Origin of the sequence: Orenia marismortui DSM 5156 (assembly GCF_000379025.1) — a bacterium.
GTDB lineage: Bacteria > Bacillota > Halanaerobiia > Halobacteroidales > Halobacteroidaceae > Orenia > Orenia marismortui.
In genome coordinates this window covers 113188-129157 of the sequence record NZ_KB900617.1, presented here as the reverse complement: position 1 = coordinate 129157, position 15970 = coordinate 113188, and the positions used below count along the sequence as shown (strand labels likewise).

General features: G+C 30.4%; 14 protein-coding genes. 12 read left to right on the top strand and 2 right to left on the bottom strand.

Going from position 1 to position 15970, the window contains the following annotated elements; all coding sequences use genetic code 11:
• The first annotated feature begins 51 nt into the window (after nt 1–51).
• Nucleotides 52–1242: an FprA family A-type flavoprotein gene (locus OREMA_RS0100570; RefSeq protein ID WP_018247333.1), complete on the top strand. Its 1191-nt coding sequence runs from the start codon at nt 52–54 to the stop codon at nt 1240–1242.
• Nucleotides 1243–1391: 149 nt separating this feature from the next.
• Here the strand turns inward: OREMA_RS0100570 and OREMA_RS16895 are convergent, their stop codons facing one another.
• Both OREMA_RS16895 and OREMA_RS18755 read right to left on the bottom strand, forming a co-directional pair.
• Complete coding sequence (locus OREMA_RS16895; RefSeq protein WP_018247332.1) at nt 1392–1892, bottom strand: hypothetical protein; 501 nt, start codon at nt 1890–1892, stop codon at nt 1392–1394.
• A gap of 27 nt (nt 1893–1919) precedes the next feature.
• Nucleotides 1920–2375, bottom strand: a complete 456-nt coding sequence (locus OREMA_RS18755) for a hypothetical protein (protein WP_018247331.1) — start codon at nt 2373–2375, stop codon at nt 1920–1922.
• Nucleotides 2376–2696: 321 nt separating this feature from the next.
• Here OREMA_RS18755 and OREMA_RS0100555 point away from each other — a divergent pair, with 321 nt between their 5' ends.
• The 11 genes from OREMA_RS0100555 (at nt 2697) to OREMA_RS0100505 (ending at nt 15960) form a co-directional block, all read left to right on the top strand.
• A complete protein-coding gene (locus tag OREMA_RS0100555) occupies nt 2697–4037 on the top strand; it encodes a hypothetical protein (protein ID WP_018247330.1) in 1341 nt (446 codons plus the stop codon).
• A 459-nt stretch (nt 4038–4496) separates the two neighbouring features.
• Nucleotides 4497–5531, top strand: a complete 1035-nt coding sequence (locus OREMA_RS0100550; protein ID WP_018247329.1) for a lysylphosphatidylglycerol synthase transmembrane domain-containing protein — start codon at nt 4497–4499, stop codon at nt 5529–5531.
• 11 nt (nt 5532–5542) lie between these two features.
• The gene (priA, locus tag OREMA_RS0100545) at nt 5543–7777 is read left to right on the top strand and encodes a primosomal protein N' (RefSeq protein ID WP_018247328.1); all 2235 of its coding nucleotides are present in this window, start codon (nt 5543–5545) and stop codon (nt 7775–7777) included.
• A 267-nt stretch (nt 7778–8044) separates the two neighbouring features.
• The gene (gene def / locus OREMA_RS0100540) at nt 8045–8482 is read left to right on the top strand and encodes a peptide deformylase (protein WP_018247327.1); all 438 of its coding nucleotides are present in this window, start codon (nt 8045–8047) and stop codon (nt 8480–8482) included.
• A 160-nt stretch (nt 8483–8642) separates the two neighbouring features.
• The gene (gene fmt, locus OREMA_RS0100535) at nt 8643–9590 is read left to right on the top strand and encodes a methionyl-tRNA formyltransferase (RefSeq protein WP_018247326.1); all 948 of its coding nucleotides are present in this window, start codon (nt 8643–8645) and stop codon (nt 9588–9590) included.
• A 5-nt stretch (nt 9591–9595) separates the two neighbouring features.
• Nucleotides 9596–10351 carry a DUF116 domain-containing protein gene (locus tag OREMA_RS0100530; RefSeq protein WP_018247325.1) on the top strand — a complete coding sequence of 252 codons (756 nt, stop codon included), beginning with the start codon at nt 9596–9598 and terminating at the stop codon, nt 10349–10351.
• Nucleotides 10352–10384: 33 nt separating this feature from the next.
• Nucleotides 10385–11080 carry a zinc metallopeptidase gene (locus OREMA_RS0100525; RefSeq protein WP_018247324.1) on the top strand — a complete coding sequence of 232 codons (696 nt, stop codon included), beginning with the start codon at nt 10385–10387 and terminating at the stop codon, nt 11078–11080.
• Nucleotides 11081–11701: 621 nt separating this feature from the next.
• Entirely contained in the window at nt 11702–13042 is a 1341-nt protein-coding gene (gene rsmB, locus OREMA_RS0100520; protein ID WP_018247323.1) for a 16S rRNA (cytosine(967)-C(5))-methyltransferase RsmB, read from the top strand.
• A gap of 398 nt (nt 13043–13440) precedes the next feature.
• Nucleotides 13441–14478 carry a 23S rRNA (adenine(2503)-C(2))-methyltransferase RlmN gene (rlmN, locus tag OREMA_RS0100515; protein WP_018247322.1) on the top strand — a complete coding sequence of 346 codons (1038 nt, stop codon included), beginning with the start codon at nt 13441–13443 and terminating at the stop codon, nt 14476–14478.
• A complete protein-coding gene (locus tag OREMA_RS18085) occupies nt 14475–15236 on the top strand; it encodes an FHA domain-containing protein (RefSeq protein ID WP_026188860.1) in 762 nt (253 codons plus the stop codon). The genes rlmN and OREMA_RS18085 overlap by 4 nt, the downstream gene beginning before the upstream one ends.
• A gap of 13 nt (nt 15237–15249) precedes the next feature.
• Complete coding sequence (locus OREMA_RS0100505; protein ID WP_018247321.1) at nt 15250–15960, top strand: Stp1/IreP family PP2C-type Ser/Thr phosphatase; 711 nt, start codon at nt 15250–15252, stop codon at nt 15958–15960.
• Nucleotides 15961–15970 lie beyond the last annotated feature (10 nt).

Below are 15970 nucleotides of genomic sequence, written 5' to 3'. Positions count from 1 at the left end.
GTTGATATTTATCATCAGTAAAAGTACATACACTTGTTAGGAGGGGGTATTATGAATCAGATTACAGCAATAACTGATAATGTTTATTGGGTTGGTGTTAATGATCGAGAGACTGAACTTTTTGAAGCTTTATGGCCTTTACCTAAAGGGGTGGCTTACAATTCATATTTGATTGTTGGGGAGAAGATAGTTGTAGTAGATACTGTTAAGAATAGCTATATAAATTCTTATTTAAGAAATATTAAGAGTGTAATTGGAGATAGATCGATAGATTATCTGGTTATTAATCATATGGAGCCTGATCATTCTGGATCTATAAAAGCAATTAAGAATGAGTATCCTAATATTAAAATTGCAGGAAATAAGAAGACTCTTAATTTTGTAGAAGGTTTTTATGGAATAAAGGAAGATTTTCATGAGATTAAAGATGGGGATACTTTAGATTTAGGAGATAGACAACTTAAATTTTACCTAACACCTATGGTACATTGGCCTGAGACAATGATGACTTATGATCAAAAAGATAAGATATTATTTGCAGGTGATGCTTTTGGTGGCTTTGGAAATTTAGATGGGGGAATCTTTGATGATGAATTAAATATTGATTTTTATGAAGATGAGATTTCTCGCTATTTTACCAATATTGTTGCGAAATATAGTCCAATGGTATTAAGAGCTATTTCTAAGCTAGAAGAAGTAGATATTCAAACTATCTGTTCAGCTCATGGTCCTATCTGGCGTAGTAACCCTCAATATATCATAGATAAGTATGTGAAATGGAGCAATCAGGAAGCAGAAGATGGTGTAGTAATTGCTTATGGTTCTATGTACAGTAATACTGAAAAGATGGTAGAGGCAACTGCTCGCCAACTTGCTAAAGAGGGAATTAAGAATATTAGGGTATACAATGTTTCTAAAACTCATATGTCCTATATTATTAATGATGTTTGGCGTTATAAAGGATTGATCTTAGCAAGTTGTACTTATAATACAGGTGTATTTCCGTTAATGGATAATCTTCTTCGCTTTTTAGAGAATAAGAAGATTAAGAATAAGGTTTTAGGGCTGATCGGCTCATATAGTTGGAGTGGAGAGTCTCGTGATAGGTTAAAGGATTTTGCTAATAAGATTAATTGTGATCCTATTCACCCAATCATTGAGGTTAAATGTGCTCCTACAGAAAATGAGTTTGATGATTGTGTTATTTTAGCTAAAAAAGTAGCAGAGCAGATAAGAGGATAAAGTGAGTTTTTAGTTGTAGAGGCATTGGGATATTGGATATTTAATAAAAAAGATCTTGATTATGATATCATAATCAAGATCTTTTTTATTTGCTTGTTATGATTTTCTGGTCTAAGGTGAAGATCTGGAGTAGAGCTTAGCAATATCAACTATGCTGTTATCGAAAATTTAGAATCAGCGGATAAAGAATCACTTTTAGCTTCTGAAGTATATTGTTCTTGACTAACTGTATTTTTAATTGCTTTATGAGCCTTATTCTCTGTTTTTTGTACAGATTTAGCATGATCTTTACTATCAATGTATTCTTGTCCTTCTTTGCTAATTTCAACTGTGTCAGTAATCTTTTTTTCTTTTATTGTTTTTTCATTTTTGGAAGTTTCTTGACGGTGTTTTTCTATAGCTTCTTCTTGTTCAGCTTTAGCCTGCTTTTTAGCTTTTTGCTGAGCTTCTTTTAATGCTTTCTGTGTGTGTTTACTACATTTATTGGCACTATTCATAGAGTCCACAGCATAACCTGCTGCTTGTTCCATGGCTGCTTTATCACCTTTGGCTTTTGCTTTATAATAAACTCCCATTGAAACATCAGATAACTTCGCGAATGAATCTGCGCTTACTAAATTTTGTATGACACCTGGAGTTATTAAATTCATTTCACCTATTTCCTCCTTAAAAATAGATTAAGCATAAATAACTATTTTTTCTGTTGTCTTTAATGATTTTGCTGTCTGTTCTTCTTTGTTTAGATTTTCTATTTCATCAGCATTTTTGTTTACATTTTCTTTTATTTCTCCGTTATCTTCTTCTATTTTTTCTTGTGTATTTTCTTCTTCTTCTTCATTAATCTTTTCTACTTTTTCTTTTGCCTCTTCTTTTGCTTTTTTGTTAATCTTCTCTATTTTTTCGCCTAATTCGTTGTAAACACTTCCCATCATACCACTCGTTTTTTCTATTTTAGAATTAAGTTTAGATACTTCTTCTTTTTTTCTTGTTACATCAAGACCTCTTCCACCGTCAAGTTCGATTTCACTTTTTAATATATTAGTCTGCCCTTTCATCTTTATATGTGTAGAACTCAAAGTACTTATCTGTTTTAATGATGATGATAATGAATACAAGCTTGCTTCCGTTAACATCTTTACACCTCCTCTTTTTAAAATTTAATTACTCTTCTATAATTATCGTTTTTATTTAAAAAATGTTAAATATAAAAAATACAAGATATAAAGTCATTTTAAATCATTATTTCTAATTAGAGTAAATAAGGGTAACTCCTAGCCGTTTATTCTTTTTATTTATAGTTAATTTATAATTTCTTTAATTTAATAATATAATTATTTTGGATTATATTTTTAATTAAGCAGGACTTTGGTAAGTTTTAATCTAAAATTATAGTTATATAATTCTCTTTTTAGAATTAAGAAGAAATATTGTTAACAAATTCAAGGAGGTAATTTATGAATAAAAAGAAGATTGTAATAGGAGTTATTTTATTTTTAATTATTGGATTAATGGTTGCTAACTGGTATATTGGTAATATGGCAGAAAGGAAGCTGGAAGACAGAATAACTAAAGAGATGAAAGAGGCTGATGCTTCTTTTAAGTTAGAATATGATGATTTAAAGGTTAATCCTATTTTGGCTAAAGTCACTTATAATAACTTAGTACTTTCAGATGAGGAAGGTACTGTCTATATATATGCTGATAAATTAACAACTAAGTTATCCTACTCAGATTTAGTTGAATTAGGAAGAGCAGGTGAGCTTAAAGAATTACATACTTTGGATATTAATTTGAGTAATTTGAATTTAGAGGTTTATGAAGATATGGTTTATGCTATAGATTTTGAAGATATTGATTTAAATTTTGAAGGATTGATACCATTACAACATTTAGAAAAAGAAGCTCAAGTGTTTTCTGATGAAAAACAACAATTATCTTTAGCGGTCAATGGGTTAAAGTTAGATCTACCTATAGCATTTAAGGAGATGTTAGGATCTTCAGAATTAGAGCAGAAGTTTACAGAAGTAGATGAGATATCATTTGATATTAGTTACAATCCTGATAAGAAGGAGATTAGTGTTCAAAATTATAAAATAGATTCACCTTTAGTTGTAGCAAATGTTTCAGAGGTCTTCCATTATAGTGGTGATAGGCTAGAAAATTTAACAATAAAAGACTTATCTGGAGAAGGTGATTTTGAATTTCGCGGTAATGGAATGCAATTTGGGGAAGCTAGTACTGTAGGTAGATATACTCTTGGTAATATTAAATCAAGTTCTGAATTTAATAACAATCTTAATCAGAGGATAATGAAAGAAGCACCACAAGATATTAAAACTGCTTGGGTGGAATCATGGAAAAATCTTGGAGAGGGTAAAGCTGATTTTAAATTAGAAGGGTTTAAGGTTGAATTAGATGGCCAATTAAAAGAAAGGCTATCCTATCACCCTCTTGTTTTGATGACAGGGATTGATATAAGTGAAATTGCTTTGGATAATTGGGAAATCTCCTATAGCATAGAAGATAATAATATGGATATAGATAAGTGGAAATTAGATAGTTCAATTATCGATTTAGATATTAGTGGTGATCTTAATATCAATAAAGATAACATTAAACTTTCTCAAATTAATGATTTAGAAGTAAGAATAGGGGATTTAACTCCTAATATGAAGATGATTTTAAAAAGATTTGAAATGAGGTTAGGACAGGAATTTCCAAGCGATGGAGAAGATATTTTACTTGAATTAAGTGGTCCTTTAGGAAAGCCTAATATTAAAGGCTTAGATATTTAAGAAGAATTAAACATTAGAATCTTTGTTTTAAGTTTATATTTTTAATTTAAAAAGCCATGGGGATGGATCTCCATGGCTGTAACTTATTATCAACCTACTACTTATAGAGGATAAGAGTTTCTATTTTGAATTAAAGTGAAATGGAATTTAATAAAGGAATATAGTAGGGGTTATTGAATAATAATATAAGTAAATTTAGATAAATTAAGATGCTTATAGGGTATAGATAAGGATCTTATTTTGTTTTTTGTCTAAAATGTATTATAATTTATATTGGCTTAATATATTTTGTAGTTTGATTTTATTTTTGTTAAAATAGTAGACTCTGAATATATTAAAGTCTTTAATCTAATTGATGTAAGTATTTCAATAGTAATTCTTAGAGGAGTTTATTTAAAAAGTAATTTTATCATATGAATGTTTTTAAAAAGTTAACTTTTTATATTAGGAGGCAAATTAATGAATGAAGGAATAGATAAGGCAACGATAAAAAAAGGTTTAAAGCTATCACTAGTAGTCAGTATTTTGGCTTTAGTTCTTCTTTTTGCCTTTACTATAAATGAGGATACAATTAATAAGATAAAAAAGCTTAATCATTTTTATTTATTATTAGCTATAGTAGTAAATATGTTGATGTGGGTTGTAGGAGGTCTAAGAATTAAATTAATTGCTAATGCTTTAGAGGAAGAGATCTCTTTAAAATTTGCAGTACAAACTTTTTTAGTTGGAGCTTTTGTCTCTAATGTAACTCCTTTTGCATCAGGTGGAGGCCCTTTTCAGGTTTTATTATTACATCGTAAAGGTATCTCTTTAGGTAAATCTTCAACAGTAATCATCGTACAGTTTGTACTTAGGTTATTATTTTTTTCTTTTTTATCTCCTCTTTTCTTCTTTTTATTCTCTGATTTAATTAATCCAGGGATAATACCAAGTAGCATATTTAATTCTCTAATTATAATATCTTTAGTTATTTCAGCTATTATTGTTTATTTTATTTGGCAGCCTGACAAAATAAAGGTTATAGCTAAGAGTTTAAAAAAGTTAAATTTTTTAAAAGTATTAATGAAAAGTGAAAGGGCTAATAGCCTATTAGATAAATTATATAAAGAGATGGAAGAGTTTCATGACAGCTTGTGGGAGCTAACCAAATATAAAAAGACTAGTTTAATTTGGGCTGCATTTTTTACAGTAGTTTTTTGGGTTTTATTCTTTATAATTGCTCCAATAATTCTATTAGGTTTAGGTGCTAAACCATTTTTTGTTCAAGCCTTTGTAACCCAGACGATATTTTATTTAATACTTCCTTATATTCCAACTCCAGGGGGAAGTGGAGTAGCTGAATTTGGTTTTGCTACTTTATTTTCCAGTTTTGTACCAGCTGGATTGATTGGTTTATTAGCGATACTTTGGAGGTTTTTAACTTTTTACTTAGTGATAATTATTGGAGGAATAATTTTATTTAAAATGATAGCTAAATCATTAGTTAGATTATAGGTGGGATGAAGATGTGCAAATATGTAGCTGTGATGGTTGATTTACCGGTAGAACAGGTTGATAAGCCTTTTACTTATAAGGTCCCTGATAGATTTCAAAAAGATGTAGAGATTGGTAGGAGGGTAATAGTTCCTTTTGGTCGAAGAAAGATTGAAGGTTATATAATCGATATAGTTGAAGAGGTGGATTTTGATACTAAAGATGTTATAAATATTTTTACCTCTTTTCAGTTTTTTAATCAAGAGTTATTAGATTTGGCTAAATGGATTTCAGAATATTATCAATGTTATTTAATTAGTGCTCTAAAAGCTATTGTACCTAGTGGAAAGAATAAGATAAAGACGAAAAGAGTTATAAAACTTGCTCAATCTATTGCTCAGAGCAAAGAAATTATAAATGAAATGAATGGTAGGGCATATAAGCAGATTGAAGTATTATCTTATTTGGTCGAAAACCCTAATCTTCTTTTAACAAGCACAGAATTAGCTCAGAAAGTGGATACTACACCAAGTACAATTAGAGCTTTAGTTGACAAAGGCTTCATTTTATACCAAGAAGAAGAGGTTAGAAGAAATCCTTGTAGTCATCTTAATTTTAAGACTACAAAAGCATTAAGCCCAACTGAAGATCAAGAGATAGCTATTAAAGAGGTTTCTAATTCACTAGCTGAAGAGAAGTCTTCAACTATTCTATTGAAAGGGGTTACTGGTAGTGGAAAGACAGAAGTATATCTGCAGGCTATAGCTAAAGTTTTAGAGGCAGGTAAAGAAACAATTGTTTTAGTGCCAGAAATTTCTTTGACACCACAGACAATTTCAAGGTTTAAGGGACGTTTTGGGAATCAAGTAGCTGTTCTGCATAGTCAATTATCGACTGGAGAGAGATTTGATGAATGGCGCAGAATTAAAGAATGTAATGTAAAGATTGTAGTAGGAGCTAGATCAGCAGTTTTTGCTCCTTTTAATAATTTAGGACTAATTATTATTGACGAAGAACATGAAAGTAGCTATAAGCAAGATGATCACCCTAAATATCATGCTAGAGAAGTAGCAATTAAGAGAGCTGAGTTATCAGATGCACTAGTATTATTAGGTACAGCCACACCATCTTTAGAATCCTATCATCGCACTCAAATCGGTGAATATAAGTTAATTGAGTTACCTAATCGGGTAGATGATCGACCTTTACCAGAAGTGGAGATAATAGATTTAAGAGAAGAATTAAAGTCTGGAAATAAAACAATGTTTAGCGAACTCTTACAAGAAGAATTGAAAGATAGATTAGCAAAGGGTGAACAGAGTATGATCTTCTTGAATCGCCGTGGATTTTCAACCTTTGTTCAATGTCGAGAATGTGGACATGTTATGGAGTGTAATGATTGTGATGTTTCCTTGACTTATCATGCTAATCCTACTATTTTACAATGCCATTATTGTGATTATAAAGAGGATGTACCTAACACTTGTCCAAATTGTGGTAGTATTTATATCAAATATTTTGGTGTAGGTACTCAAAAGGTAGAAGAATCATTAAAAGAGTTATATCCAGAAGCCACTATAGCTAGAATGGATGTAGATACGACAAGGCGTAAAGGAGCTTATCAGCGGATATTATCATCTTTTAAACAGGGGGAAATAGATATTTTAGTAGGGACACAGATGATAGCTAAAGGTCATGATTTTGCTAATGTAACCCTTGTAGGAGTGATAACAGCAGATACTGCTCTTAATTTACCGGATTTTAGAGCAGGCGAGAGAACCTTTCAATTATTAACTCAAGTAGCTGGTAGAACTGGACGTGGAGACAAAGAGGGAAAGGTTATTATTCAAAGTTATACCCCTGAACATTATAGTATTCAATTGGCTCAGGAGCATGACTATAAGTCATTCTATCAACTAGAAATTGGGACAAGAGAGATTGCTTTATACCCTCCTTTTACTCATCTGATTAATATAACTATGAGTAATGAAGATGAGGATAAAGTAATTAAATTATCAAATCAATTAGGTGAAATTCTAAGCGCAGAAATGAATAAAATAGATGGTGAAGATATCATATTATTAGGTCCAGTTCAAGCTCCATTAGCAAAGGTTAGAGGGCAATATAGATGGCAGTTATTATTAAAGGGGAAGGATTTAAATCAACTCAGATTTTTGACTAGTCAGGCTTTAACTGAATTGAAGGATTTGTCAACATTGAAGAGTGTTAGAGTTAGTGTTGATGTAGACCCCTTAGGAATGTTATAATAATAATTAAGAACTAAAAATCTATAATTGATAATTCTAGATAGAAAGCTAAAATTATATTATGACTATCTAACTCTATAATTAGTTTTTCCTTAGAGTTGAATAGTATTTTTTGAAAAGATAAGCTTTTAGAAATAATGCTAATGTTATTTGATTTCTTATAAGGCTATAATATTTAATAGAATTTAATTATTAATTTAAAATTATAAAGCATTAATTATCAATTATAAGCTGTAAATTATTGATTGATTTTATGGAGGTGTAAAAATGGCAATTTTAAAAATTAGAGAGTTGGGAGATCCAGTTTTAAGAACTAAAGCAAAAGAGGTAACAGAAGTAACGGATAAGACTAGAAAGTTACTTGATGATATGGCAGAGACTATGTATGATGCTCCAGGTGTAGGGTTAGCTGCTCCACAGATAGGAATTTCTAAACGAATTATTGTAATAGATGTAGGATCAGGACTAGTGGAATTGATTAACCCTGAAATTGTAGAAGAGTCTAAAAAGACTTATATTGATCAAGAAGGTTGTTTAAGTATTCCAGATAAAACTGGAAAAGTAGAAAGAGCTTATAAAGTAAAGGTTAAAGCATTAGATCGTAATGGAAAAGAGATAGAGGTTAAGGGTAAAGGGTTATTAGCCCGAGCTTTACAGCATGAAATTGATCATTTAGAAGGTAGACTATTTGTTGATTATATTTAATAAAATTTAAAAACTTATTATTGTTGCCATGAATTTAGATCGATAAATTAGTTGCTTACTAGCTAGTGGCTATTAGTCATTAGCTAGTAAGCATATTTATTTATGTTAGTCTATGGCTAATAAGTTATTTAGACTTATTTTAAAATCGGAGGGATTAGTAATGAAGGTTGCATTTATGGGAACACCAGATTTTGCAGTACCTTGTTTGAGTGCTTTAATAGAAGCTGATTTTATAGATGTAGTAGGTGTTGTTAGTCAACCTGATCGTAGAAGAGGTCGAGGCCAAAAACTAAAGCCTACACCTGTAAAGAAAGAAGCCTTAAAACATAATCTAGAAGTATTTCAACCAGAAAAGGTATCTACTCCAGAAGGAATTGCTAAGTTAGAATCATGGAATCCTGATGTTATTGTAGTAGTTGCTTATGGGCAGATATTAAAGAAAGAGGTTCTTGAGTTACCTAAACATGGATGTGTCAATATTCATGCTTCTTTATTACCTAAATATAGAGGTGCAGCTCCAATTCATAGAGCGATCATTAATGGTGAAGATAAGACAGGGATTACTACTATGCATATGGATATAGGCATGGATACTGGTGATATGATTTTGAAAGAAGAGCTAAGGATTACATCAGAGGAGACTGTAGGATCTTTACATGATAAGTTGTCAGAAGTAGGGGCAAGCTTAATAGTAAAGACATTAGATAAGATTCTCAAGGGTACAGCACCACGTGAAGAACAGAATGATGATTTAGCTACATATGCACCAAAGATTAATAAAGAAGAAGGAAAAGTAGATTGGAATCAAGATGCAAAAAGTATTTGGAACTTAATTAGAGGAATGAATCCTTGGCCAGGAGCTTATACATATCAGAATGGAAGCTTATTAAAATTGTGGGCTTCAGAGGTTTATGATCTTCAAGGTACAAATGATCAAGTAGAGGTAGGTACAATTGTTAAAGTTGATAATGACTTAGGTATAGTAGTTCAAACAGGTAGAGGGAAATTACTTCTAAAAGAGGTACAGCCAGCAAGTAAACAGAGAATGTCTGCTACAGATTATTTAAGAGGTTATCAAATTAAAGAGGGGAATAGGTTAGGGGAATAGAATTTATGCAAAAATCTAAAGGTCTATTTATCGGATTATTATTGATAGTATTAGCTATATTAAGTGTATTTGTAGTAGGGGTTTGGTACCTTAACCTTTTTGGTTTTAGCCTGTTAAGTAAAGGTGTGTTGTTAATTATAAGTATTGCTTTATCAATTTTAGTATCTATTTTAATTTTGGGTATTTTAGGTATTGTGTTGACAATCAAACGGGGTAAGCCAATAAAGTGGCTTTATTTTCCTACTAAGATAGTTATCTCCTATTTCCTTCCTGTTATTATTTACATAGGTGGTCTATTTGGTTTAGATAAGGAAGTTATTCAATCATCTTTTATTAATGTAAGTAATCACTTGATTAATCCAGAAGATATGAATGTAAAAGCTGAAGATATTTTATTATTACTTCCCCACTGTATTCAATTATCTGATTGTTCCTATAGAGTTACAAGTGATCTAGATAATTGTCAAAGATGTGGAAGGTGTCAGGTTCAAGATTTAATTGAATTAAAAGAAAAGTATGGGATACATTTGGCTATTGCCACAGGAGGAACTTTAGCTCGAAAGATTATTAAGGAAACGCGACCTAAGGCTATAATTGCTGTTGCTTGTGAACGAGACTTAAGTAGCGGGATTCAAGATATTTATCCATTACCTGTTATAGGTGTAGTTAATTTAAGACCTAATGGTCCTTGTATAAATACAGGTGTGGAAGTAGATAAGCTAGAAGAAGCGATAAGGAAGTTATTAGTGACAAGTGACTAGCAAAAAGTGAAAAATAATGAGGAGTTGATATTAATGCCATTCTTCTTTTTTGATCCAACTATGGTAATTTTAATTCCAGCTATTATCTTAGCAATGTATGCACAGTTTAAAGTTAAGAGTACTTTTAATAGATATCTAAATGTTAGAGCACAGACTGCTAAGACTGGAGCAGATGTGGCAAGAGAGTTATTAAACAAAGAGGGAATTTATGATGTTCAGGTATCAAGAACCAGTGGTAAATTATCGGATCATTACGATCCTAAAGATAAAGTATTGAGACTATCACCAGATGTTTATGATGGTAATTCCTTAGCTTCTATAGGTGTAGCAGCCCATGAAACTGGTCATGCTATTCAGGATAATGTTGATTATGCACCATTACGTTTTCGCCATAGTTTAGTTCCAGTAGCTAACTTTGGGTCTCAATTTGGGTTAGGATTAGGAGCTTTTGGTTTTTTCTTCTTTAGGTCTGAATTATTAGTTAGTATAGGAATATTATTATTTACTGCTGCGGTCTTATTCCAAATTGTTACTTTGCCAGTAGAGTTTAATGCAAGTAGCAGAGCTTTAAAACTTCTTAAGAAGCATAATTACTTAACTGGGAAAGAAGCCAAAGGAACTAAAAAAGTATTAAATGCAGCTGCTTTAACTTATGTAGCAGCAACTTTAGTTGCTATTGGTCATTTAGTCAGATTAATAGTTATGAGAGGTATGTTAGATGATGAGTAATATGTGAACACATATTACTCTTTTTCGTATTACAGGGACTTGATTTTTAGTTGTTTGCTAATTAGTGGTGAGAAAAGATTAAAAGATTGTTTAACCACAGATGATCACGAATAACACACGGATAGAGAGTAAAGGATTAGTTTATGAAATTAGAGTTTAAGATGATTTTGAATTTAATTTGTGCAAATTAGTGTTAATTAGTGGTGAGAAAAGATTAAAAGATTGTTTAACCACAGATGATCACGAATAAAACATGAATAGAGAGTAAAGGATTAGTTTATGAAATTAGAGTTTAAGATAATTTTGAATTTAATTTGTGTAAATTAGTGTTAATTAGTGGTGAGAAAAGATTTTGAATTGTTATTTGATATTTAGTTGAATAATAGTGTTTGAATTTATTTTTTACTAAAAAGAATAGTTGAATTTACATAAAGAATTTATTCCAGATTATGGAGATTAAAGTTGGATTATAATTTAATAAAATATAAAAGCTAAAAGATACAAATACTAATTATAGGATTAGGTAGAATTTTTAACTAGCAATTAATTGTTTTTTTAATAAGCTATAATTACTAGTTAATGGCTAAAAACTTTGTTATAATAAAAATTGGAGGATATTATATGAAAAAAACACGTGAAGTTGCATTAGAAGCAATTTATCAGATAAATGAAAAGGGTGGATTTTCAAATTTAGTTGTTAATAGTCTGTTAAATAAGTCCAATTTAGATAAGAGGGATAGATCCTTAGCTACTTATTTGATTTATGGAGTTACTAGAAGAAGAAATACTTTAGACTGGATTATCAATAAATTTGCTAATCGTAAAGTAAAGAAGATGACACCATGGGTTAGAAATGCATTAAGATTAGGGGTTTATCAGATTCAGTTTTTAGATAAGATTCCTGCTCCTGTAGCTTGTAATGAAACAGTAGAGGCTGCTAAAGGAAGATGTAACCGTGGAGCAATAAAATTTATTAATGGGGTTTTAAGAAATATTATTCGTAATCTCGATCAAATCCAGTACCCAAGCATAGATAAAGATCCAGTTCAACATATTAGATATAAGTATTCTCAACCACAGTGGCTAGTTGAAAGGTGGGTCAAAAGGTATGGAGTGGATAAAGCAGTAGAGATCTGTAATCATTTAAATCAAGTACCACCAACAGTGATTAGAACTAATACTTTAAAGACAAGTAGAGCGGATTTATTAGAAGAATTAATAGGTGAAGATGCTCAAGTTGAAGCTATAGAGAGGGTAGAAGAGGCTATTAATTTAATTAAGTATCCATCTGTAGATAGATTAAAAGCCTTTGATGAAGGTAAGTTTCAAGTACAAGGTTTAAGTTCTATGTTAGTAGCACATATTGTTAATCCTAAAACAGATGATGTGGTTGTTGATTTATGTAGTGCACCAGGTGGGAAGACTACTCATTTAGCACAATTAATGGATAATAAGGGGCAGATTTATGCAGTAGATGTCCATGATCATAAATTGGATTTAATTGAAGAGAACTGTGAAAGATTAGCTATTACTAATGTTGAAAAGATTTGTGCTGATGGTAGAGAAGTCAGTTTTGATAGAAGAATTGATAAGGTATTAGTAGATGCACCTTGTTCTGGTTTAGGTATTATGGCTAAAAAACCTGAAATCAGATGGCAGAAGAAACCACAGGATTTATTACAATTACAAGAATTACAACTAGAATTATTAGATAATGCAGCTGAATTTCTTAAAAGTGGTGGTGAATTAGTTTATAGTACCTGTACTATTACCCCTGAAGAGAATAAAGAGGTTATTAATAAATTTTTAGAAAAAAATAGTGATTTTTCATTAGTTGATTTAGAAAAAGAGGCAGAAGAATTCTCTTTAGAAGATTACTTAGAAGATGGTAATCTACAATTAATACCAGATGATTATTTTATTGAAGGTTTTTTTGTTGCTAAGTTGATTAAAAAAGCTTAGTTTATTATTCTAATTTCAATATAGATATCGAACTTTAAAGTGAAATTTAATTGATATAAAGTGATATTTTGGCCACTAGCTACTAGCTTTTAGCCTCTAGCTATTAGTATTATTTTTATAAGTTCTAAGCCAGAGGCTAGTAGCCAATAGCCAGAAGGAAGCTAAAAGTGCCGTATTATCTATCTATAACGATATATTTAAATTTCTTTTTAGATTTGTTTGTCTATAGATGTCTAAGTTTAGAATGGAATGAAGAAATTCAAATTTGTGTTTGTTCATGATAAAGATAAGCTTTTAATTTTCTTAATATATAGTTATGACTAAGAAGTTAATTATTAATAAACTATAAAATTGTAATTTTGTAATTAATAGAGTACTAGGAAGGAAGTAATTGAATCATGAAGAGGAAGAAGGATTTAATTGGGTTTGTAGTCGAAGAATTAAAAGAGATAGTTATTTCTTTAGATGAGCCTGCTTTTCGTGCAAAACAGTTATTTAAATGGATTTATGAAAAGAAGGTTAGAAGTTTTTCTGAAATGACTAATCTTGCTAAAAGTTTTAGAGCTAAGCTAGAAGATCAATTCTATATTGGAGAATTGAAATTAATCACTAAGCAGAAATCTAAAGATGGCACTATTAAGTATCTTTTTCAATTAGATGATGGTAAAAAAGTGGAAAGCGTATTTATGCCTTATGAAGATAATCGGAGAAGTGTTTGTATCTCTACTCAAGTAGGGTGTGGAATGGGATGTACTTTTTGTGCAACAGGGCTGCAAGGTTTAAGTAGAAATTTAACTGCTGGAGAGATAATTAATCAGATTATAAGTATTGAGAAACTTAGAGGTGAAGAGATTAGCAATGTAGTGCTAATGGGAATGGGAGAACCTTTAGCAAACTATGAAGAATCAATTAAGGCAATAAAATTAATGAATGCTTCTAATGGATTGAACATTGGAATGAGAAGGATAACTTTATCTACTTGTGGATTAGTGCCACAGATTAGAAGATTAGCTGAAGAAAAGATGCAATTAACTTTAGCCATATCTTTACATGCCTCAAATGATAAATTGCGTAGTCAGATGATGCCTATTAATGATAAATATCCATTAAATGAATTGTTAGCAAGTTGTCGCGATTATATAAATAAGACTGGTCGTAGAATAACCTTTGAGTATGCTTTGGTAGAAGGTGTAAATGATTCTGCTAAAGATGCTGAAGAATTAGCTAACTTATTATCTGGAATATTGGCCCATGTTAATTTAATTCCTATTAACCAAGTAGAAGGTTTAAATTACTCCAAACCAACTAGAAATACAATTAATAAATTTAAAGATAGTTTGGAAACAGAAGGCATAGCAGCTACAGTAAGGGTTGAACGTGGATCTGATATAGCTGCAGCTTGTGGACAATTACAAGCTAAGGAGGATAAAAGATGAAACTCCCAATGAAATTTGCTCGAAAATTCAAGCATATATTCTTTTTAGATTCTTTAAGTAGTTTGGGACAGAAGATAGTAACTGCTGTAATTAAAGATATGAAATCAGAAGTAAGAGAAATTTCAGGAGAAAATTATGTTCCTAGTCAATATCAGATATTAGTTTCTGCTAAGAGGAAAGAAGAATTAAAAGAGATAGATAAGAAAGTTAAAGATCAGATGGAAGAATTGATTAAAAATGAAATTAATAAAAGAGATTTTAAAATCCAAGAGGAATTGAAGCTAGAATTCATTCTTAACTACAATATTAATAAGGATTTTATAGTTAAAGGTGATTTTCTTATTAATATTGACGATATTGATAATACTGAAGGTGAAGGTACAAGGGTTTTTAAAAGTGATAAGCTAATGAGTAATAATAATGATGATATAAATCATACTCTAAAAATAAAGCCATTTTCTGAAATAGAATCTTATCTTAAGTTAATTAAAAATGAGAGAGAAGTAGAACGTTTTGAAATTAATTCTATTGAAACCAATATAGGACGTCAGGAGAATAATGAAATTGTATTAGCAGATCCAAAGGTTTCAAGAGTTCATGCTCAGATTATTAAAAAGAACTTTTATTATATTATAAATGATTTAAATAGTACTAATGGGGTATTAGTTAATGGTGAATTAGTTGAAAGTAAGAGATTGAGCGATGGAGATAAGATTAGGCTAGGTAAAAATCAACTTGAATTTTGTCTGAAGAGGTAAGAGAGGTGAGAAGATGAAATATGTAGCAGCTTCTGAAAAAGGAAAAGTTAGAAGTAAGAATGAAGATAAATATTTAGCACTTAATAAACAAGACTTTGATATTATAGCTGTAGCTGATGGTATGGGGGGGCATAAAGGTGGAGATATAGCTAGTTCTTTGGCTGTTGAAAGAATTAAGAATTATAATTTTAACTCAGATCAGTTAAAAGAAGACATCATAAATTGTATAGAACTAGCTAATCAAGATATAAAAAATAAGAGTTTAAAGGATGAAGAATGTCAAGGGATGGGTACTACCTTGACTTTAGGAGTTATTAAAGATAAAATAATAACAATTGGACATATAGGAGATAGTAGAGCTTATCTGTTTAGAAATCAAAAATTAACTCAGTTAACAGATGATCATTCTTATGTAGGTGAATTATTGAGAAAGAATATAATCAATAAAGAAGAGGCTAAGAATCATCCTAAGAAGAATTTATTGATGAGATCATTAGGAATTGATAATAGTGTAGAGGCTGATTTATTAAGTTTAGAATTAAAGTCAAAAGATTTAATTTTAATCTGTTCTGATGGATTAACAAATATGCTATCTGATAAGGAGATAGAAGAGATACTATCCTCAGAAGAAGGATTGAAAGTGAAAGTTGAAAAGATGATATTCTTAGCTAACCAAGAAGGTGGATATGATAATATCACAGTTGTTATTTACAAAAGTAATTAAGTTTAATTTT